Origin of the sequence: Collimonas silvisoli, from assembly GCF_018305005.1 — a bacterium.
In the GTDB taxonomy this organism is placed as follows: domain Bacteria; phylum Pseudomonadota; class Gammaproteobacteria; order Burkholderiales; family Burkholderiaceae_D; genus Collimonas; species Collimonas silvisoli.
In genome coordinates this window covers 1-20,246 of record NZ_JAGQEG010000078.1, presented here as the reverse complement: position 1 = coordinate 20,246, position 20,246 = coordinate 1, and the positions used below count along the sequence as shown (strand labels likewise).

General features: G+C 57.8%; 24 protein-coding genes and 2 pseudogenes. 10 read left to right on the top strand and 16 right to left on the bottom strand.

The window, feature by feature from the left end:
* Positions 1-102 precede the first annotated feature (102 nt).
* From KHU33_RS19070 to KHU33_RS19060, 3 genes are all read left to right on the top strand, one after another.
* Positions 103-435: an antibiotic biosynthesis monooxygenase family protein gene (locus KHU33_RS19070; protein ID WP_211465786.1), complete on the top strand. Its 333-nt coding sequence runs from the start codon at positions 103-105 to the stop codon at positions 433-435.
* A gap of 107 nt (positions 436-542) precedes the next feature.
* Positions 543-1,298, top strand: coding sequence for a Mut7-C RNAse domain-containing protein (locus KHU33_RS19065; RefSeq protein WP_211465785.1), 756 nt, complete (start codon positions 543-545; stop codon positions 1,296-1,298).
* 53 nt (positions 1,299-1,351) lie between these two features.
* Positions 1,352-1,750, top strand: a complete 399-nt coding sequence (locus KHU33_RS19060) for a cupin domain-containing protein (protein ID WP_230414396.1) — start codon at positions 1,352-1,354, stop codon at positions 1,748-1,750.
* A 618-nt stretch (positions 1,751-2,368) separates the two neighbouring features.
* Here KHU33_RS19060 and KHU33_RS19055 read toward each other — a convergent pair.
* Both KHU33_RS19055 and KHU33_RS19050 read right to left on the bottom strand, forming a co-directional pair.
* On the bottom strand, positions 2,369-2,599 hold the full coding sequence (locus KHU33_RS19055) for a hypothetical protein (RefSeq protein ID WP_211465784.1): 231 nt from the start codon (positions 2,597-2,599) through the stop codon (positions 2,369-2,371).
* 506 nt (positions 2,600-3,105) lie between these two features.
* Positions 3,106-3,924, bottom strand: coding sequence for a ParB N-terminal domain-containing protein (locus tag KHU33_RS19050; RefSeq protein ID WP_211465783.1), 819 nt, complete (start codon positions 3,922-3,924; stop codon positions 3,106-3,108).
* A gap of 196 nt (positions 3,925-4,120) precedes the next feature.
* Here KHU33_RS19050 and KHU33_RS19045 point away from each other — a divergent pair, with 196 nt between their 5' ends.
* Complete coding sequence (locus KHU33_RS19045; protein ID WP_211465782.1) at positions 4,121-4,738, top strand: hydrolase; 618 nt, start codon at positions 4,121-4,123, stop codon at positions 4,736-4,738.
* 105 nt (positions 4,739-4,843) lie between these two features.
* On the opposite strand, the gene KHU33_RS19040 is transcribed toward KHU33_RS19045, so the two are convergent.
* The 4 genes from KHU33_RS19040 to KHU33_RS19025 form a co-directional block, all read right to left on the bottom strand.
* Complete coding sequence (locus KHU33_RS19040; protein ID WP_211465781.1) at positions 4,844-5,227, bottom strand: VOC family protein; 384 nt, start codon at positions 5,225-5,227, stop codon at positions 4,844-4,846.
* A gap of 28 nt (positions 5,228-5,255) precedes the next feature.
* On the bottom strand, positions 5,256-5,615 hold the full coding sequence (locus tag KHU33_RS19035; RefSeq protein WP_211465780.1) for a DUF1428 domain-containing protein: 360 nt from the start codon (positions 5,613-5,615) through the stop codon (positions 5,256-5,258).
* 115 nt (positions 5,616-5,730) lie between these two features.
* Positions 5,731-5,934 carry a hypothetical protein gene (locus KHU33_RS19030; protein WP_211465806.1) on the bottom strand — a complete coding sequence of 68 codons (204 nt, stop codon included), beginning with the start codon at positions 5,932-5,934 and terminating at the stop codon, positions 5,731-5,733.
* Entirely contained in the window at positions 5,894-6,772 is an 879-nt protein-coding gene (locus KHU33_RS19025) for an alpha/beta fold hydrolase (RefSeq protein ID WP_211465779.1), read from the bottom strand. The genes KHU33_RS19030 and KHU33_RS19025 overlap by 41 nt, the downstream gene beginning before the upstream one ends.
* Positions 6,773-6,998: 226 nt before the next feature.
* On the opposite strand from KHU33_RS19025, the pseudogene KHU33_RS19020 reads away from it, so the two are divergent.
* The 5 genes and pseudogenes from KHU33_RS19020 to KHU33_RS19000 all read left to right on the top strand — a co-directional run.
* Positions 6,999-7,400 (top strand): annotated as a pseudogene (locus KHU33_RS19020) (LysR substrate-binding domain-containing protein); the annotation flags it as partial.
* Positions 7,384-8,601, top strand: a complete 1,218-nt coding sequence (locus KHU33_RS19015; RefSeq protein ID WP_230414395.1) for a saccharopine dehydrogenase family protein — start codon at positions 7,384-7,386, stop codon at positions 8,599-8,601. The pseudogene KHU33_RS19020 and the gene KHU33_RS19015, both read left to right, overlap by 17 nt.
* Positions 8,598-8,966: a DoxX-like family protein gene (locus KHU33_RS19010; protein WP_211465778.1), complete on the top strand. Its 369-nt coding sequence runs from the start codon at positions 8,598-8,600 to the stop codon at positions 8,964-8,966. Before KHU33_RS19015 ends, KHU33_RS19010 begins: the two co-directional genes overlap by 4 nt.
* A complete protein-coding gene (locus tag KHU33_RS19005) occupies positions 8,963-9,430 on the top strand; it encodes a DUF2269 family protein (protein ID WP_211465777.1) in 468 nt (155 codons plus the stop codon). Before KHU33_RS19010 ends, KHU33_RS19005 begins: the two co-directional genes overlap by 4 nt.
* Before the next feature lie 229 nt (positions 9,431-9,659).
* On the top strand, positions 9,660-10,289 hold the full coding sequence (locus KHU33_RS19000; RefSeq protein WP_211465776.1) for a malonic semialdehyde reductase: 630 nt from the start codon (positions 9,660-9,662) through the stop codon (positions 10,287-10,289).
* 58 nt (positions 10,290-10,347) lie between these two features.
* Here KHU33_RS19000 and KHU33_RS18995 read toward each other — a convergent pair whose 3' ends face one another.
* Genes KHU33_RS18995 through KHU33_RS18985 form a run of 3 tightly spaced genes read right to left on the bottom strand, consistent with a single transcriptional unit; the run spans position 10,348 to position 12,265 of the window.
* Entirely contained in the window at positions 10,348-10,935 is a 588-nt protein-coding gene (locus KHU33_RS18995) for an isochorismatase family protein (RefSeq protein WP_211465774.1), read from the bottom strand.
* A gap of 18 nt (positions 10,936-10,953) precedes the next feature.
* Positions 10,954-11,181: a hypothetical protein gene (locus tag KHU33_RS18990; RefSeq protein WP_230414394.1), complete on the bottom strand. Its 228-nt coding sequence runs from the start codon at positions 11,179-11,181 to the stop codon at positions 10,954-10,956.
* 10 nt (positions 11,182-11,191) lie between these two features.
* Positions 11,192-12,265, bottom strand: a complete 1,074-nt coding sequence (locus KHU33_RS18985; protein WP_211465772.1) for an alkene reductase — start codon at positions 12,263-12,265, stop codon at positions 11,192-11,194.
* A 208-nt stretch (positions 12,266-12,473) separates the two neighbouring features.
* On the opposite strand from KHU33_RS18985, the gene KHU33_RS18980 reads away from it, so the two are divergent.
* Positions 12,474-13,346, top strand: a complete 873-nt coding sequence (locus tag KHU33_RS18980; protein ID WP_211465770.1) for a LysR family transcriptional regulator — start codon at positions 12,474-12,476, stop codon at positions 13,344-13,346.
* 50 nt (positions 13,347-13,396) lie between these two features.
* Here KHU33_RS18980 and KHU33_RS18975 read toward each other — a convergent pair whose 3' ends face one another.
* From KHU33_RS18975 to KHU33_RS18945, 7 genes and pseudogenes are all read right to left on the bottom strand, one after another.
* Positions 13,397-13,894 (bottom strand): RDD family protein, encoded by a 498-nt coding sequence (locus KHU33_RS18975; protein WP_230414393.1) that lies wholly within the window; start codon positions 13,892-13,894, stop codon positions 13,397-13,399.
* Between the two features lie 117 nt (positions 13,895-14,011).
* The gene (locus KHU33_RS18970; RefSeq protein WP_211465768.1) at positions 14,012-15,508 is read right to left on the bottom strand and encodes an efflux transporter outer membrane subunit; all 1,497 of its coding nucleotides are present in this window, start codon (positions 15,506-15,508) and stop codon (positions 14,012-14,014) included.
* An 11-nt stretch (positions 15,509-15,519) separates the two neighbouring features.
* Entirely contained in the window at positions 15,520-16,671 is a 1,152-nt protein-coding gene (locus tag KHU33_RS18965) for an ABC transporter permease (protein ID WP_211465765.1), read from the bottom strand.
* Entirely contained in the window at positions 16,668-17,696 is a 1,029-nt protein-coding gene (locus tag KHU33_RS18960) for an ABC transporter ATP-binding protein (protein WP_211465763.1), read from the bottom strand. Before KHU33_RS18960 ends, KHU33_RS18965 begins: the two co-directional genes overlap by 4 nt.
* Entirely contained in the window at positions 17,693-18,685 is a 993-nt protein-coding gene (locus tag KHU33_RS18955; protein ID WP_211465761.1) for an HlyD family secretion protein, read from the bottom strand. Before KHU33_RS18955 ends, KHU33_RS18960 begins: the two co-directional genes overlap by 4 nt.
* A 15-nt stretch (positions 18,686-18,700) precedes the next feature.
* Positions 18,701-19,375 (bottom strand): TetR/AcrR family transcriptional regulator, encoded by a 675-nt coding sequence (locus KHU33_RS18950; RefSeq protein ID WP_211465759.1) that lies wholly within the window; start codon positions 19,373-19,375, stop codon positions 18,701-18,703.
* Between the two features lie 455 nt (positions 19,376-19,830).
* Positions 19,831-20,246 (bottom strand): annotated as a pseudogene (locus tag KHU33_RS18945) (hypothetical protein); the annotation flags it as partial.

The following is a 20,246-nucleotide window of genomic DNA, read 5'->3' as shown; positions in this document are numbered from 1 at the left end:
GATGCAACGGCTGCACATAAGACGTGAAGAAGTCCGGACTCAGCAGTTTCGCTCGGGCTGTTAGACACGATCTGAATCAGATGTATCAATTAAAGGGATGCCATGTACTCTGCAACGTCTATCTTTGGGACCAAGCAATTTGACGACGAGTTTCACCGGCTGGACGGACTAATTGCGAAGGCTGCCAAGGAAAGCACCGGTTACATCGGGGAAGACGCTTGGGAAGATCCAAAAACCGGACGGATTGCCAACGTGTATTACTGGGAATCAGAACTCGGCCTGCAACAATTGATCGCACATCCAAATCACATTGAAGCAAAGCGGCGTTACTCAGAATGGCTGGACGGCTACCAAGTCATCATTTCCAAGGTGATTCGCACATATGGCGACAACACGATGAGCCATATTGCTGAATGCGCACCAGTGAAAACGTGAGCGAGGTTTTCCAGAACTGTAAAAATCGAGGAGTCCTTGCCTCAGTCCGCAGAGCAGTAAGATATGCTTTTAAGCTGTATTTGCATGGGTAGCAATGGAAGCCCGATATGGTTACCGCAACATTTCGTTTCTACGAGGAATTGAACACTTTCCTGCCCGCCGAACGGCGCAAGCGCGCGTTCGATGCCGTGTCCGCGCGTGCTGCCACCACCAAGCACATGATCGAGGCGCTTGGGGTGCCGCACACCGAGGTCGAACTGGTGCTGGTCAACGGCGAGACTGTCGGCTTCGACCGGTTGCTGCAGGATGGCGACCGGGTTGCCGTCTATCCCAAGTTCGAGGCGCTTGATATCACCCCGCTGCTGCGCGTGCGCGACCAGCCGCTGCGTACCACTCGCTTCATTGCCGACGCCCATCTGGGCGGCCTGGCCCATTTGCTGCGCATGGCTGGTTTCGACACCCTCTACGACAATAATTTCCTCGACAGCGCGATCGCCGCCATCGCAGAAAAGGAGGGCCGGATCGTGCTTACTCGCGACCGCGAACTCCTCAAACGCCGCATCATCTCGCATGGATGCTATGTGCACGCGCTCAAGTCGACACAGCAGCTGAAGGAAATCTTCAACCGCCTGGATCTGGCGCGCAGCGCGCGGCCTTTCACGCTATGCCTGCATTGCAACGCGCCTTTGCGGAGCGTCGACAAAGCACTGGTGGAACAACAGTTGCCGCCGAAGGTGCGCGCCCGTTTTGAGCGCTTCAGCACATGCGATCTCTGTCAACGTGTGTTCTGGGAAGGGACGCACTGGCGCAGCATGCAAGCGTTATTGATCGAGCTCATGGCGATAAACGACGCCAACCCTTGACTTGCGGACGCAATCGTCTACCTTGTCCTGACAATCAGACATAGAGGAGAAACATGATGAGTGCAATTCGACCGGCATTGCTGCTTGCAGCCGCCCTTTTGGCGCTACCAGTCCATGGGTACGCCCAAGACTCGACAGCGCGAACAGAATTGAAGCGCGCGGATTTGACTGGAGCGCCCGGCATGGAAGTCATCAGCTCCATCATCGAAATCAAGCCCGGAGAAGAAGCTCCGAAACATTTGCATCATGGCGTCGAATCGGGCTACGTGCTTCAGGGAACAATGATTCAAGTCCCTGGCAAGGAAGCTGCGATGCTGGAAACCGGAACACCTATTTTGAATCTGCGGGACGTCCCGCATGCCGGCTTCAAGGTTGTCGGAAACAAGTCGCTCAAGCTGTTCACCGTTCATGTCGTCGATAAAGACAAGCCTTTATACGAGTACGTGAAATAGATCCTGGAATTGCCGGCACACAATCCACGAAAGAGCCTACGCCAGTCGCAGGCTCTTTCCGACTCGGCATTGCGCTTATCTGGAAGGTTGTTTAGAGCACGCGACGTCGTACTGGGCGACGCTTGTGGGATTCCGTGAATTCTGTGGCTGTTGCCCAGCGTAAACCGATCCGGCCTGGCCGTCTGGATTGAACGCAGATCCTGGCGCCGTCGCCGCGTTGCCCGGTGTATTGGGGGCTGTCGCACTGCCGCAAGATTGGTTAGGTTGCCCCGTCTGTTTGGTTACGGTGGCAGCCGGCTTTACTGTGGTCGTCGTCGCAGTCGCAGTCGATGTTGTGGCCGGGTGCGGAGCTGCCCTGCCGAGGCCGCCCGCCGCGGCGGTTCCAGTTGCTACGATGAGCGACAGAGCACCGATTGCAGCGTAAGTGATGGCATGTTTCATTGCACTACTCCTTTCTCAAATCGCGCTCTTCATACGGAGCGCCTCGTGGTAAAGAAGGATTCGTTGAATTCGACACAGCACCAAAGCAAATTGAATCTTGCAGCATCTATACTGCGCCTCTTAAACGCCACTAGCAATGCGTGCGCTGCCGAAAGTGACTGGGCTTCGGTTTCATCGCTAAGCGGCAATCGAATGCGAAACCATCAGGCATTCTCCGGCGCCAAGCTTTGCAGCGGCATCTTGCGTGGCGCGCACGTCGTCGGCATCGAGGTCGTTGCGATTCAGTTTATAGGCGTTCGCGTAAGCCTTGGCGTCAAATACCTCTCCAGCTTTTACGTAATACTGGAACGCCACGAAAGAGTCGGGATCTGTAACTACAGTGCACGTCAGATTGATTGTGCCCATCATACTTCTCCTCTGGAGCCCGTCGAAGACCGCTCCGAGCATGGCGCCGGCGAGGTATTCCACCGAATCCTCGCAGGCTTTGCCAGGTCGCCCCATCAATCCGGTCTGTTCCAATGAGCAGAAGTGTCATCGTTACGGACTGCCCCGCATTGATACTCAACATAAGAACTCACTGCCGCAGCAACTACCAAGGCGACGGCTATAACGCGCCAAAGTATCGGCTTCATATCTGCCACTCTTTTAGCCTGTCGGAGATTACATATTACGTCTTCCTGATTAAATTCGTGCAGCACGTTACGGCCGTTTGCTCATCCGTCATAGCTACTCAGGCGCTGCGCCCATTCAAAGCGGCCGCCCGACAATGTAAGTATGCTCGTCGCAATCCCGACCTCGAAACACTGTTCTATCCGTTGACTTCAATTTCATCCCGACTCGTTCAAGCAATTGAATCGAGGAGATATTTCTGCTATCCGTGACGCCGGTTATGCTTTGAATATTGCTTACTTCAATCACGATTGTTCCCTACGCGCCTCCGTAAGGGCAATGGTCAAGTGCTGCACCTTCTTTTTCAATTGATCGCGCTCTTCGGTGAGTTCAGCGACTAATTGCGTCAAACGGTGAATTTCTATCTGATCGGGCGTGGCGTCGCTTGGCGGCGGATCCAGTTCGGGCTTGGGCGGCAGCCGGGCCTCACGCACCTGCCTTGCCGCCTGGCGCAGTTCCTTCCTGCCGCCGGCGACAGCGGCTATCTGCTGCTCGCTAGGCAAGGAAGCAACCGCTGCCGCAGCATTGATAGAAATGACGCCCGACTTTACGGCGCCGACCAGTTCAGGCGCAGCCGTCTTCTGGATTTTCTCGATTTGCCCTAAGGTCGCGCTGCTCACCCTCGCGGCACGCGCAACGGCCTGCCTGGTCCACGGCGGATCGCCCTCGGACGGGACGGAGACATCAGCTCCCGCCGGCTCTGCGGACGAGCGCTCGGCTTGCGTCTGCGCCACCCGTGCCGCCACGATCTCTTTCTTGCGTAGCGCCAGCACGCCGCGTTGAAAATCCGATACGCTACGCCGCCCAAGGTGATTATCGATCATCCACAGGTGCACATCGTCCATGGATTGGAAGGTCTGATTCCGCATGGTGTTGAAAGGGATCTTGTGCTTCTGGCAGATACCGTAGCGGTTGTGTCCGTCCACCAGAAGATCGCCCCACAACACCAGCGCGTCGCGGCACCCTTCGGACAGCAGGCTGCGTTCCAGCGCAGCGAATTCCTCTTCGGTCAACGGGTCGATGTAGGCACGAAGATCTTCGTTGATGGTGATGGCGATGGTCATGGTTCAGAAGAAATAAAATGATAGCGCGGCTAGTGTACGCAACGCTGCCGTTCTACGCCACAGGGCAACCCTGCATTTTTAAGAATTGTCTGGAACGATTCGTTGCGCTGCCCCCGATTGTTCGGAACGCTCAAGCCTCCTATATTACCTACATGGCGGAACCGCCATTCTTAACCACTCTATAGGAGAACGAATCATGAAATTCACGGAATATGAGCCCCTTACGCGGGACAACGCCGTACTTCTCATTGTCGACCATCAGGTGGGGCTGTACACAGGGGTTCGTGACATCGACACGATGCAACTCAAGCACAATATCGTCGGCCTCGCGAAGGCCGCCCAAGCTCTCAAGATTCCGGTCGTCGTGACCACCACTACCGAAGGAATGTGGGGACCGATGATTCCGGAACTGCGCGACGCCCTGCCCGGCACCCAACATATCGAGCGGACGACCGTCAACGCCTGGAACGACCCGCGCGTGGTTGCCGCGGTGAAGGCAACAGGGCGCAAGAAATTGATCATTACCGGCATCTCGACCGATGTCTGCTTGGCGTTTCCCGCAATTTCCGCGCTGGCCGACGGCTACAGCACCTACGCAGTGGTCGACGCTTCCGGCAGTTTCACCAAGGAGCAGTCGGACCTCGGCGTGATGCGGATGGTGCAAGCCGGCGTCATTCCGGTCGGATATTCAAACGTGGCTGTCGAAATCCTGGGCGACAACACGGCCCCTGAAGCAAGCGCTGTGTATGGAGCATTGAGCATGCCGTTTGCGGACCTCCTCTACAACTTGAACCAGTATTTCTCGCACAAATAAACGCATATCGAACAGGAAGTTTGTGGTGCCGCCCACCGAAACGGGCGGCCCCCATTCCGAGCACTCGCAACAGCCCATTCCACTCCACCTTACCTTGCGCTCCACCTATCCACCGCTCCCATAAGGTCGAGTAATGACCTCAAGGAGATGACCGTCGGGGTCCTCGAAATACACCCCGCGGCCACCGTCGTTCCGGTTGATTTCTCCAGTGCGGTGCTTGCCAGGGTCCGCCCAATACTGCAGCCCTCGATCGCGGATGCGGGCAAAGATTTGATCGAAGTCGTCTTCGCCTATCAAGAAGGCATAATGCTGGGAGGAAATCTTGCCATCGTTCTCGTAGAAGTCGAGTGAAACGCCGTTGTTGAGATGGACTACCAGCATTGGCCCGAATCGTGTGGCGGATTGCAGGCCCAGAACTTCCGTGAAGAATGTTGCCGATTCCCGCTTGTCGCGGCACCAGACGATAGTATGGTTCAGCTGCACGCTCACGTTTCCCTCCTTTTAGCATCACGCCTGCTTAGAGATCAATAATCATCTCAAACCCGCCATATATCATCCGCTTTCCATCAAACGGCATGGATTCTGGCTTCATCATATCGGCCATCCGTGGATCCTTCATCACCTTCTGGTTGACTTCGTCGCGGTGGGCGCGCGATTCGTATACGACCCACGCGAACACAACTGTCTCATCGGCTTCAAGATTCACGCTTTGGGGAAACGAGGTAAGTTTGCCAGGTTTTACATCCTCGGCAATGCACTCGCGGAATTCCAGCGCTCCATGCTCGCGCCAGATTGCACCACATTTGGCCGCCATCTCGCGGTAGGACTCCAGATTTGCTTTGGGGAGCGGCAGCACGAAACCATCTACATAGGCCATGACATTCTCCTTGAGTAATACACATCTTTTTGGATTAGGTGCGCGTAGAAAACCGAATATTTATGGTAAATCCGTGTAGGTTTCCATTTTGCGGCACTCATATAGACAGCCCGCCTTACTGAAAAATCCATAGGGCCTGTCCTTGTTGTTCGTGATCGGTATTGAACAATTTGATGCCGAAATCGCGGCAGTTGCGCTTCAGGTTGCTGGCTTGCAGCGCCGATGGCGGATCGATGATCACGCGCTGGGCGACGCTGACATGGGCTGACCTCGGCCGCTCAGGCTGTAAAAAATGGCAGAACTTCAGCCAGCAAGGCATCGGGGGCTTCTTCAGGAATGTAGTGGCCGCAGGCCAGGGCCTTGCCGCTCAGCTTGCCGGCCAGATGCCGCCATTCTTGCAAAGGCTGGAAGCATTTCTCGACGACGCCCTGCGCGCCCCACAAGACTAGCGTTTCGCACTGTATCTTGTGGCCCCGCGCCAGATCGTGGCGCTCATGCGCCAGATCGATGCTGGCGCTGGCGCGATAGTCCTCGCAGATGCCGTGGATGGTGGCCGGATCGCTAAGGCAGCGCAGGTACTCGGCGTACGCTTGCGGGGTAAACGGCGCCAGGCCGGCGCTGCGGCCGCCTATGGTGTGCCGCAGGTATTCCTCGGGATGGCTGCCGATCAGCAGCTCCGGAAAAGGCGCCGGCCGGATCAGGAAGAACCAATGGTAATAGGCAGTGGCGAACGCCATGCTGGTCTGCTCATACATGGCCAGGGTCGGCGCGATATCCAGCAACACCAGTTTGCTGACGGCGCGCGGATGATCGAGCGCCATGCGATAGGCGACCCGGCCGCCGCGGTCATGCCCCATCAACAGGAATTGCGGATAGCCCAGTTGCGCCATCAGGTCGATCTTATCCTGCCCCATGGTGCGCTTGGAGTAATTGCTGTGATCCGCTAATCCGGCTGGTTTGCCGCTATCGCCGTAGCCGCGCAGGTCGGCCGCGATGACGGTGAAGCGGCTGGCCAGGCGCTCGGCGACCTTGTGCCAGATCACATGGGTTTGCGGATGACCGTGCAGCAACAGCAACGCCGGGCCGCTGCCGCCGCGAAGGTAGTTGATCCGGGTGCCGTTGACCTCGGCCATGCCATGTTCGAATCCAGAAAACATTTGCCGCTCTCCTGCTCTGCTGTTGATGGAGCGATTGTATAACTGACTTCGAGATTTATAATTCATCGAGATTAACTCTATTAATTCTTTAAATTCAATAATGAACGCGGTTTCGGATCTGGCTTTCTTTGCAATTCTGGTTAACGCGGCAAGTTCAGCTTTATTCAACTTCATTCAGCGTTAATCTCCTGTTTAAGCTCCACCTGCAGCAGGCAGTTCCAGTTGTCCGAATGCCCAGAGCGGCCCGATCGACAGCCTGGAAAAACTCGCCGACGTCGACACCCTGCTCTACGGGCCGATCAGCGAAACCGAGGCCGTCTGGCGCCTGCTGGGGCAGGACGATGGGCGTCACAACATAGCGATCAGCAAACTCAGATTGCAAACTGATAATCTATCCCTGCTCAAGCAAGCGGCCCTGGCCGGCATGGGCGTGTCCGGGCTGCCGCTATATGCCTGCACGGCCGAACTGGCGGCGGGCACATTAAAAGTAGTATTGCCGGAATGCCGCCCGAAAGCCGGACACCTGGTGGTGCTGTTTCCATCGCGACGCGGCATGGCGCCGGCGGTACGGGCTTTTGTGGATTTTCTGAAGGCGGAATTGCCTGGCTTGCTTGAGCATAAACAATGACATCCGCCTTTCCCGTCAAGGTGACTTTATAATCGCCCAATCAAGATTGAAGTTTGAGGGAGTTCGATTGAAAACAGTGGTGTTAGGCGGTTATGGAAATTTTGGAACACGTATTTGCCGTGCGCTGGCTGATTCTCCCGATATTGATTTAATAGTTGCCGGTCGAAATGCCGGCCGGGCAGCTACTCTTGCGGCCAAATTGGGAAATCGTGCAAATTCCATGCGTCTCGATTTGGCTGAGAGCAATTTGGCACAGACCTTACGCAGCGTTGGCGCCGAACTTGTCATCCATACAGCGGGGCCGTTTCAAGAACAGGGTTATGACGTTCCATTCGCCGTTGCTGCAGCCGACGCACACTATATCGATCTGGCAGATGGCAGAAGATTCGTATGCGACTTCCCGCAAGCCTTGGATGCAGCTTTCCGTCGTAGCGGGCGAATAGCTATCACTGGCGCCAGCACCGTACCGGCTCTTTCATCTGCTGTCGTCAACCACCTTTCCCAAGGCTGGGAAAACATGGAATCTATCGATATCTGCATAGCCCCCGCCCAGACGGCTCCGCGGGGCACAGCTACTCTGGCGGGGGTATTGAATTATTGTGGTGCGCCGATTCAGGTCTGGCGGGATGGGAATTGGGTGACTCGCTACGGCTGGAGCAATCCGGCACACATAGAATTTGCACGTCTTCGTCCACGCATTGGCGCTTTGTGCGACATTCCGGATCTTGAACTTTTCCCCGCCCATTACAAAAATGTACGTTCCGTCATGTTCCGCGCCGCGCTGGAAATCGGCCTCAGTCAGCGCGCGCTTTCAGTGCTGGCCTGGTTACGCAAGACTGGGCTTATCAGGCATCCCGAACGTTTTGCGAAGTTGCTCAATGTAACGGCAAAGGGTCTGGATTTTATGGGAACGTCGCTCGGCGGCATGGTTGTCCGTGTTCAAGGAATAGATGCCGATGGTGTACAAGTCCGCCGTGCGTGGCACATTGCTGCGGACAATGATCTCGGACCGGAAATTCCCTGCATGGCTGCAATTCTTCTGGCGCGACGCTTAGCGCGAAAAGAAATATCGGAGGTGGGCGCCTATACCAGCATGGGATGTTTGAAGTTATCAGACTTTGAACCCGAATTTTCGAAATGGGGCATGAATACCGATGCCACTGCGGAGCGCGGCAATCTTGTTTCAATGGCCGCGACATGAAACCGTCTGAGCTGCGCTTGATGCGTATGGTGCTCGCGACCATCTGGTTAGTGACGGGAGTGCTCAGTCTTTGCACAAAGCAAGATAGCTTAAACCTGCTCAGTCGGATTGGTTTGTATGGATTTGCCGCTCTTGCAGCTCTCTACCTGGCCGCAGTATTAGATATTTTACTTGGCCTGTTTACCTTGATTTGGCACGGCAAGCTGCTATGGGTAATTCAGGCTTGCCTAATCATCGCTTACACGGTCATTATTTCTGTCTGGCTCCCTGAATATCTATCGCATCCGTTTGGCCCGATACTCAAAAATCTGCCGATACTGTTGATGTTATGGCTACTACATAAGAATGCAAATCAAACGCCATGAATATTTATTTGATGCTGAAGTGGACGCATATCATGTCCAGTGTCCTGCTGGTAGGAACAGGCTTTGGCAGCGCGTTCTACCTCTATTTCATTCATCGCACTCGTAACCCCGGAGCGATAGCAGAAGTTGTTCGTTTAGTTGTACGCGCAGATTTCTGGTTCACCACACCTGCAATCTTCATTCAGCCGCTGACGGGCTACGCCATGCTTTCCTTATCTGGCTATCCGATCACTCAGAACTGGGTACTTTGGACATTTTTCTTGTACGCATTGGCAGGAGCTTGCTGGCTGCCGGTAGTCTGGCTGCAAATACAAATGTCAAAAATAGCTAGCGCTTCTGCCCGGAACAATGTGCAACTTCCCGCACATTATTGGCAATATGCGCGTTATTGGGAATGGCTCGGATACCCTGCATTTATAGCGATGCTGGTGATTTATGGATTGATGGTATTCAAACCCAGCTGATAGCGCTGCCGCAGAGAGTATCCAGGGCGCTGCGCTAGGCGACGGGGCAAATCGTTCATTGTGCAGCAACGACAGTGCCTTCAGCGGCCGCACACCATACCCCGCCCTGATTACAGTGCTTGCGACCAGACGATTGGCATAGAACGCCATTTCCTTTTCTATCCCGCCGCCTATACTTGTTCAGTAGCGACGCCGCTAACTTTGACCAACTTACCTTCAGGTGATGACTATGAGTAAGGAATTGAATCAGGAAGGCCTCGATCTTTTATTTTTCAATGCGCGCACCCACAATGCCTGGCTCGACAAGCCGGTCAGCGACGATCTCTTGCGCCGCCTCTATGACGTGATGAAATGGGGGCCGACCAGCGCCAATTGCTCGCCGGTGCGCATCCTGTTCTTGCGCACGCCGGAAGCCAAGGAGCGGTTGAGGCCGGCGCTGGCGCCGGGAAATGTCGACAAGACCATGGCGGCGCCGGTCACGGCCGTCATCGGCTACGATGGAAAATTCTTTGAGAAATTGCCAAAACTGTTTCCCCATGCCGACGCCCGCGCCTGGTTCGCCGACACTCCCGAGCTGGCCGGAGTCACTGCCAGGCGCAACGGCTCCCTGCAGGGAGCCTACTTCATGCTGGCGGCGCGCGCCCTTGGTCTGGACTGCGGGCCGATGTCCGGATTCGACCAGGCGAAAGTCGACCATGAGTTTTTCCCGGAAACCAAGCCGCTGAACTTCGAGTGCGAATACTTTCCCGATAGCCACATCAAAACCAACTTCCTTTGCAATCTGGGCTACGGCGATCCTGATGCGCTTTTCCCGCGCAGCCCGCGCCTCGATTTCGACGAGGCTTGCAAACTGCTTTGAAGCGGAATCCCGGTAAAACGCTGCGAAGCCCCTTCCGTCTGGCGCCCAGGCGGAATACCTATCCCTGTAATGCCGGCATTACCACATGTTGCACAATCTCCATCCCTTCGGGCGTGCTCCAACTGCCAGCCAGTTCTGCAATAACCTGATTCGTACTGGATAGAGTGACACCACCCTTTTCCATGCGACGCAAGGCCATGTCGTCGCCCATTGTGCTTGGTGAACCGCCGGCATCGGCGATGACCTGCACTTCATAACCGTCGCTCACCAGGCTCAGGGCAGGAAACACCGTGCACACATCGTTGGTGACGCCTGCGATGATGAGCTTATTGCGCCCTGTAGCCTTGACGGCCGCAGCGAAGTTCTCGTCGTCCATCGCGTTGACGATGCCGACACGCTTGACGCGGACGGCGAATTCGGCCGGCAGGATGGTTTCCAGCTCGCTCAGCAGCGCCCCCTGTGCGTATTCCTCCATGCTGGAGGTCAGCACGACCGGCATCTTCAGGATGCGGGCGGTCTTGGCCAGCATCAGCGCATTGCGTTTCATCTCATCGAAGGGGATGGAATGTACCCAGCTCATGGTGCCGACCTGGTGGTCGATCAACAGAAGCGCGGCGTTATCGCCAGTGAATCGTTCGTAAGCCATGATGAGACTCCTTTGTGGTCAGGTTGCAGTGGTGTGTAGCGGCGGGCCGGCAAAAAACATGACCTTGGCGCTGCCGTGAAGGGCTTGAAGCGTGATCGCATAAGGCCTGTCCCGCGCCGGAAAAACGGGGAGCTTGAGATCGTTGTGCTTGAAGTTTTGGCCGTCCGCCATCACCGTGCCGAAAATCGGCATGACGAAGGCGCAGTGGCCCGCCGCGACGCGTTGTAGTGTCGCAATGACGGACATGATGGAGGCCTCAGGCGCCTTGGGCTTCGCTCAAGGTCGGGTAATCGGTGTAGCCCTGCGCCGTGCCGCCGAAGAAAGCGTTGCGGTTAGCGTCGTTCATCGGCGCATTGGTCTTCAGGCGCTCGACGAAATCCGGGTTCGCAAGCACCATCTGGCCGTAGGCTTCCAGATCGGCCAGCCCCGAAGCCACGTCGGCCCCGATCTGGTCTCGCGGGCTGCCCGGCCGGTTCAGGATCAGCGTGCCCTTCCAGAGCTTGCGAATGGCGGTCAGCAGCGGTTCGTTGCCCTGGTGCATGATATGCAGGTAGGCCAGCCCCAGCTTGCCGAGTTCGGCAACCAGGTAGCGGTACAGATCCGGCCCTTCGGCGCCTTCGTCGATGCCCCACATCGTGGTGCCGGGCGACAGACGGATCGCCGTCCTGTCCGCGCCGATTTCCTCGGCAATCGCGGTGGCCACCTCAATGGCGAAGCGGGCGCGGTTCTCGATCGAACCGCCGTATTCGTCGGTGCGCGTATTGGCGCTCGGTGCAAGGAACTGCTGGATCAGGTAGGCGTTTGCGCCGTGGATTTCGACGCCATCGGCGCCGGCCTCGACTGCGCGGCGGGCCGCATAGCGGAAATCCTGGACGGTCTGATGCACTTCCTCGTTGGTCAGCACACGCGGCATGGGAATCTCCTGCACGCCCTTGGCCGTGAACATCCCGGTGCCCGGCGCGACGGCCGAAGGCGCGACGCCCTGGCGGTGATGCGGCGTGTTGTCAGGGTGGGACATGCGCCCGGCGTGCATGAGCTGGATGAAGATGTGGCCGCCCTTGGCATGCACGGCATCGACGGTTTTCTTCCAGCCGGCGACATGGGCGTCGGTGTAGATGCCCGGCGTGGTCAGGTAGCCCTGTCCGTCGTCCGAGGGCTGGGTGCCTTCCGTGACGATCAGGCCGGCGCTGGCGCGCTGGCTGTAATACTCGGCGGCCAGTTCTCCCGGCGTGCCGTCGAACTGGGCACGGCTGCGCGTCATCGGTGCCATTACCAGGCGGTTTTGCAGAGTGTTACGTCCAACGTGGACGGGATTGAACAGTTTGCTCATGATGGAATCCTCGAATATGGTGGATGGAAGAAAGGGCTGATGCCGCTTTTTACGAAACCGTGCCCTGGATGCCAGTCCGAGCCACCAACGCCTCGAACGGAGCCATAACTTTGATGGGCAAATTATGGCCTGCTTCTCATTTGGGATAAATATGCTAATCTGGATAACATTGATCCATTAATGAAGCAATCGATGTGGAGCTACAGAAATGGAACTACTGAACGACATGGCCTTGTTTGTCGAGGTCGTCAAAGCCAAGGGCTTTCGCAGTGCCGGAGAGGCGATCGGGATACCGAACTCGACGCTGTCGCGGCGGATCAGCGCATTGGAGAAGGCGATCGGGCTGCGCCTGCTGCACCGCACGACACGCAAGATTGAACTGACCGAAGCGGGCCAGATTTACTTCGAGCGATGCAAGCGCATCGTCGATGAAGCCCGGCTGGCGCACGAGCAGCTCGGCGAAATGCTCGCACAGCCCAGCGGCGTGCTGCGAGCCTCGTTCCCGGTGGATTTTGCCGTGACCTACCTGGCGCCCCTGATTGCCGAGTTTGCCGGCCTCTACCCTGGCCTCACCTTCGATTTCGACCTGACCCCGCGCCGGGTCGATCTGGTCAGCGAACCTTTCGACGTGGCGATCCGCATGGGGGAGCCCGAGAGCTCGCAACTGATCGCGCGCACCTTGGCCTCGTTCACGCCCTACCTCTACGCTTCGCCGGGCTACCTTGAACGATCGGGCGAACCAGGCAAGCCGGCCGACCTGGAGCGGCACGAGTGCCTGAGCATCCTGAAAGCAGGTTCGTGGACATTGCATGACGGAAATCTAAGCGGCACGGTGTCGGTGGGCGGGCGCTTCACGCTCAACAACGTCGGCATGATCCGCCGCCTGGCGACGCTCGGCATGGGCATCATCCTGATGCCAGAGGAAGTCGTCGCCGATGAACTGGCCAGCGGGAAGCTGCGTCGCATCATGCCCGAATGGCACGGCGTGCCGGTGCCGGTCTATGCCATCACCGAAACCCGTCTGCTGCCGGCAAAGACGCAGCGATTCATCGAGTTTCTACGTGAGCGTTTGGGACGGTAACGCGGGAAGCGTCGCTACGCCTTGACGGGAAAGCTTAGCTTACGATTTTGTCAGTTTTCTGTGACACCCCGTTCACCTGGCCGTTGGAAACTGACTGCCGCTTTTTTACCGTGCTTCTTGTTGCGGACGACCACCGTGCCGGCAAGCTTGTCGTGCCAGCCCTGCTTCTTCTTATCGAACGCCACCCACAGATAGCCCAGGAACAAGCCCAGGATCGACAGGTAATAACCGGCATAACGCCAGATAAATTGGCCTGTAGTCGGGATGCCGCCGGTTTTCTCATCGACAATCCGTGCGCCGATCAGCATTTTCCCAGGGCTGCTTTGCTTGGTCAGCCAAAAAACCATCACCAGAACCGCCGGCAAGATCCACTCCACCAGAAAGCCTCCCGGTCCTTTGATCAGCCGGGTATCCGACCAATACGACGATCCGTAAAACGCCAGCATCAGCGGAATCGTGAACAGCAGTACGAGCACGGTGTCGACCAGGCTGGCCACTACGCGCAGCCAAAATCCCACGTACTCAAGTTCCGGCTCTGTGATTTCCATATTTGTCCCTTTGTTGATCCATATGCAGCTTCCTTGCAGCATCTTACGATGCATCATGGCAATTTTGTCATTGCGCTGATAAAAACTCACTCGCAAAACAACTATTCCGATTGACGCTCAACGCGGCGCCGGCACGGCAGCCGGCGCATTCCACCAGCCGCCGCCCAAGGCTTGCAATAGCGCAGCGGTGTCGGAGTAACGCGCGGCCTGCGCCAGGGTGCGGTCCAGATCGGTCTGCATGCGCTGGCGCTGGGCGTCCAGCAAGCTGAGATGGCTGACGCCGCCGGCCTGATACTGACGCAGGGTGATCTCCAGGCTGCGCTCTGCGTTCTCGGCCGCCTGGGTCCTTGCCTGCAAGACTTCGGCATCGTTCTCGAGTGCGCGCAAGGTGTCCGCCACTTGTTGCAATGCTTGCAGCACAGTCTGCTGATAAGCCGCCGCGGCTGCATCGTAGGCGGCTATCGCCGAGCGCTTTTTTGCGCGCAGTTGGCCGCCATGAAACAAGGGCTGCATCAGCTTGAGGCCGATACTCCAGACGTTGAGGCTGTTGGCCAAATCGGCGATCCGCCCCTGCTCGGCGCCGACGCTGCCGGACAAGGTAAGTTGCGGATAAAGATTGGCGCTGGCTGCCCCGACCTGAGCGCTGGCCTGGTGCAGTGTTGCTTCCGCCGCCCGGATATCGGGACGCTGGCGCGCCAGTGACGACGGCAGGCTGAGCGGCAATCTGTCCGGCAGGGTCAGGCTATCCAGATCCAGCGGCTGCATCTCGGCCTGGGCCGGCGCTCTGCCGAGATAGACGGCGAGCTGATGAGTTAGCTGCGCCTGTTGCTGCTGCAGGGACGGCAGGGCTGCCGCACTTTGCGCCACCAGCGTGCGCTGGTTCTTGAGATCGCGCTCGGCGATGCCGCCTGCGGCCAGGCGCTGCTCCATGACGGCGAGTTGCTCGCGCTGCAGTTGCAGCATCTGCCCGGTGCTGACAATCTGGGCCTGCAGCGCGGCTTGCCGGATCGCCGCCGTCACGACATTGGCGGCGAGCGTCAGCCGCGCCGCCTGCAACTCGGCGGCTTGATTATCCACCTGTGCCTGCAAGCCTTCCAGCATGCGGCTGTTGGCGCCGAAGGCGTCGATGGTGTAGGAAACGTCGAGGGCGGCGTTGTATAGTGTAAACGGCCCGGCTTGCGGCACATTGGGAATGCCGAGCGCGGCAGTATCGATCCGCTGGCGTGCGCCGCTCAATCGCAAATCGGCTTGCGGATAGCGGCTGGCGCCGGTCTGGCCGCTCAAATTTTCGCTGGCCTGGCGCAAGGTAGCTTTGGCTTGTGCCAGCAACGGGCTGTTGGCCAGTGCTTCACGCACCAGCGCATCCAGTTGCTGCGAATGGAACAGCGTCCACCATTGCGCTGGAATATCCATCTCCGCATCGAAGCGCTGGGCTGCACCACCCGCACCCGTGGTGGAAACGGTTGCCGACGGTTGCACGCCAGCCGTGTATTGCTGCACGGCCGGCGCTTGCGGCGCCTGGAAATCCGGCCCTGCGGCGCAGGCGCTCAGCAAGCCGGCGATGCTCAGGTACAAGGCAGATCTGCTGTGCGAATAAGGCAACGCTGGCTTCATCACGGATGTCCTCAATCCAGCGTGCGGCGATAAAAGCGCAATGCAATTCCCATCACGATCAACGTGAACAGCATCAGCGGCCAGACATTGGGCCAGAGGTCGATCCAGCCGTTGCCTTTGAGCAGAATGCCGCGTATCAGCCGGTTGAAATAGGTCAGCGGCAGCAGGTTGCCGATGAACTGCGCCCACTTCGGCATGCCTTGAAACGGGAACATGAAACCCGACAGCAGGATGTTGGGCAGGAAATAGAACATCGTCAGTTGCATTGCCTGCAGCTGGTTTTGCGCGATCGACGACAGGGTGATGCCGACAGTCAGGCTGGCGGCGATGAACAGCAGCGCGGCCAGATAGATCGCCATCACGCTGCCGGCGAACGGCACGTGGAACATGAAACGCGCGCCGAGCAGGATGATGCTGGCCTGGAGCAGGCCGATGGCAATATACGGCATGATCTTGCCGGTCATGACTTCAACCGGCGAGACTGGCGTCGCCAGCAGGTTTTCCATGGTGCCGCGCTCGCGTTCGCGCGTCATCGACAAGCCGGTCATCATCACCATCGTCATCGACAGGATGACACCCATCAAGCCGGGCACGACGTTGTACTGGGTGACGCCTTCCGGGTTGTACAGACGTTGGACCTGCACATCGAAAGCGGGCTTGCCGCCGCCGAATCTGGCCAGCGCACCGCGCAGATCCTTGTTCGCCACCGATTGCACCAGCTGCGGCAAGGCCGCCAGCGCCATGCCGGTGGCGGTAGGATCGGTGGCGTCGGCCTCGACCAGCAGCGCCGGCCGCTCGCCGCGCAACAGGTTGCGGCTAAAGCCGGCTGGAATATTCAATACAAACAATACCTTTCCCTGCGCCAGCGCGGTGCGGCCGGCCGCTTCGTTCGGCAGTTCGGCGACGATGTTGAAATAGTCGGAGGCCTGCATGGCGGCGATGAAGGTGCGCGTGAATTCGCTGTGATCGGCGCTGATGACGGCGGTGGGCATGTGTTTCGGATCGCTGTTGATGGCAAAACCGAACAGCACCATCTGCATGACGGGAATCACCGTGATCATGCGCACCGTGACGCGGTCTCGCATCAATTGCAGGAATTCCTTGAGAACGATGCTCCACCAGCGCGAGAAAGATAAGCCAGAAAATCCCGAGAAGCGGCTCATGGCTGGTCTCCGAAATTGTCCGTTGAGCGGTTCATGATGTAGATGAAGACGTCTTCCAGGCTGGTGTCTATCAACTCCATCCGCAGATCTTGTCCCTGCGTCATCCGGCGCAGGGTTTTCTCCAGCAGCGCGGCATCCTTGCCGCACACATGCAGGGAAGTGCCGAACACCACCAGTTGATCTACTCCTGGCTGCTGGTGCAATTGCTGGGACAGGCTTACCAGCTGGTTATCGTGGACATCGCCGTTAAGGTTGTAAATACGGTTATTGTAAATACGGCTGCTGTAGACGGCCCAGGTGGTCAAGCCCTGCCCGGCCGCCACTTCGGCTGCCGTACCTTGCACCAGCAACTGACCGTAGGACAGATACGCCAGCTTGTGGCAGCGTTCGGCCTCGTCCATGTAATGGGTGCTGACCAAGACACTGATGCCATCGGCCGCCAGCCGGTGCAGCTCTTCCCAGAAATCGCGGCGCGCCGCCGGATCGACGCCGGCGGTCGGTTCGTCCAGCAGCAACAGCTCGGGCTTGTGCAGCATGCTGGCCGCCAGCGCCAGCCTTTGTTTCCAGCCGCCGGAGAGAGTGCCGGCCAGTTGCTTGGCGCGGCTGGTCAGGCCGAGCTTTTCCAGGCTCTGCTCGACCACCTCCTTGCGGTTTTTCATTTCATAGATGCGGGCGACGAAATCCAGGTTCTCGCGGATGCTGAGATCGTCCCAGTAAGAGAATTTCTGCGTCATATAGCCGACCCGGCGCTTGATCTCGCCGCTCTGTTTGATGATGTCGAAACCCATGCAGGTGCCGTGGCCGGAATCGGGCGTCAGCAAACCGCACATCATGCGGATCGAGGTAGTCTTGCCGCTGCCGTTAGGGCCGAGGAAACCGAAAATCTCGCCGCGCCGCACCTGCAACGACAGGTCTCTCACCACATGCTTGTCGCCGAAGTGCTTGTTGATGCGGTCGACATCCACCACCAGATCGCCGCCGGGTTTGTCGATGTTGCGGGTGTGGTTGTCAGTTGCGGCGGTCATGGCGACCTCACTTCGACCGGTTGCCCTGGGTGCAGCTTGAGCGCATCGGCCGGCTCCGGACGCACCTCGATCATGTAGACCAGCTTGGCGCGCGACTGATTGCTGTAGATGATCGGCGGGTTATATTCGGATTCGGTCGAGATGTAAGAAATATGCGCCGCAACGTTAGCCTGGCAGCCGTCGCAACTGAGCGTCACGGCCTGGTTCAGCTTGAGCCGGCCGAGGATGGCTTCCGGCACGAAGAAGCGGATTTTGACATTCTCCGGCGGCAGCATGCGCAATACCGGATTGCCGGCCGCCACCCATTCGCCTTCGCGGTACATGGTGTCGAACACCAGGCCGCTGCGGCTTGCGGTCACGGTCTTTTGCGCCAGTTTCCAGTCGGCCTGCTCCAGCACCGCCTGCGCCGCCGCAACCTGCGCCTGTTGCGCCCGGATCTGCGCCTCGCGGTTGGGCAGCCGGTCCACCGTCAGTTGGCTTTGCCATTGCCTGACTTGGGCAGCGGCGGTTTCGGCTGCGGCGCGTGAATCGTCGAGTTGCTGTTTAGCGATGCCGCCGCTCTGGAACTGGATCTGATCGCGGCTGAGCTGGAGCGCAGCTTTAGTGGCGGCAGCCTTGGCCTGGGCCAGTTGCGCCCGTGTGATCTCCTGTTCTTGCGGCCGCCTGCCGCTCTGGATATCGGCCAGCTGCGCCTGAGCGGCGTTCAACTGGCGTTGCGCCTGGCGCTGGGCTGCGGTTTCATCGCCCGATTCCAGCATGAACAATGGCGCGCCCGACACCACCAGCTGGCCGCGCTGGACCGACAGACGATCGAGGCGGCCCGCCTGCGAGGAAGCGACATACACGTACTCGCCTTCCACATAACCCTGCCAATCGTTGTCGTTGCTCGTGGTGCATCCTGCCAGCGCCAGGAAGTATAGAAATGCGCATAGAGATACGATCGCCAGGGCTGAGGAATGCTGCAAGCGCTTGGCAAGGCGGCGTGACATGGGAGTTTCCCTTTGTTATTCGGCGCTACGCATGGTGGCCGGCAGCGCCAGCCCATGCAGCAGCAACGCTTTGATGTGCCGTTGCAGAAGCTCCTTGTCCAGCAGCGCGGCCTTGTTCAGAGCTGGCAATAGAGGCTTGTTTTTCAAGGTGCGCGCCATCGCCAGCGGCAACATGGTCAAACCGAGTATCGAGACAAAGATCAGGCTTGGCTCCAGCCCCGGATTGATGGTTCCCGCTTGCTGGCTGCGCCCGATGTTTTGCGCGAACAAGGCCAGTTTAGCCAGCGGCACCCGCTGGACCATGCGCTCGCGCAACTGGCCGCCGTCGCTCAAGACCTCGCGCACCCATAGGGCCGGCATCCACGGCATGCTTTCCGTGGTGGCGATCATGCGCTCGACGATACCCATGATCATCTGTTCAGGAGATTCGCTGCCGCTGATCGGATCCCAGATACGGTTGACGAACAGGCATACCCGCTCGTCGACCACAGCCTCGATCAGCTGGTCTCGGTTTTTGAAATAGTAATGGACCATGGCCGAAGTCACCCCGGCCTGGCGCGCAACCGCGGCCACGGTGGTCGCCGCGATGCCTTGCGACGAGAACAATAAGGTGGCGGTATCGAGTAGTTTCTCGCGCGAATCCTGGTCTGATGCTACCGGACGTCCGCGGGTTGGCGTTGGTCGGCTCATGTAGTGACATTAATCAATGGATTAATTAATTACAAGGCCGCTTGCAAAAGAGAGTCTCTGGAGAATCTCTGCCGATGCCAAACCAACATCTTAAGAGGTATCTATAACAGATTGATTTAGAAGAAAAATAAGGAGACATTCTTCGGACCTTCGGGCTCAAGAATGCCCGTAGTGAGCATTCGTTGATCCGGCCCATAAACCGCTACGCGGTTCTTCGTGAGTAGTCAGCTATTTGAATTCAAAGCGCACATTGTCGACGACATGCAGTTTTCCCAATAGAAATTGCAAAGCCTTGCCACTTCAATTTCGTCTTTGCTTTCAGGAACACAGCCGCCGGTAATCTTGACCGGATTGCCGCCTTGTTTCGACAACTGGGGACCAGTTCATAGGCATCTCATCAATAAAGATATTCAGTTTTTAAACTATTGGGTGGCTGGACGCAGAGCCAGCTAAAGTCAACTACAACGTTCAGCCTTAGATGCCGCTACCGGCTGTAAAATCACGCCATCCGCCGTGCTTTGCAGCTCATTCAGAACCGGCACGCACATCCCGTCTTTAATATCCAACGATATCTCGTAATCTTTCCCCACTTCGGGTACAAAGGTGCCGGCGATCGTTTTGCAATAGCCGTATCTGACGCCAGGGTTGCTTTGAAAATCCAGTTTCAAGGTCAGCGGCTGATTGGCCGCAATTTTATATTCGCGGAAAAATGCCTTTGAGAAAATGCCATTCCGGGCAGATGGCTTGCCGCTGTTCGGCGTTTCGGGCATGCCGATGCTGGTGTTCGACGCAGTTCCTAAAAAGGATGAGAATGCGTCGCCCAGGCCGCCGGAGACTGTGACGCTGTCACCGCCGTAGCAGGCGCTGTTTG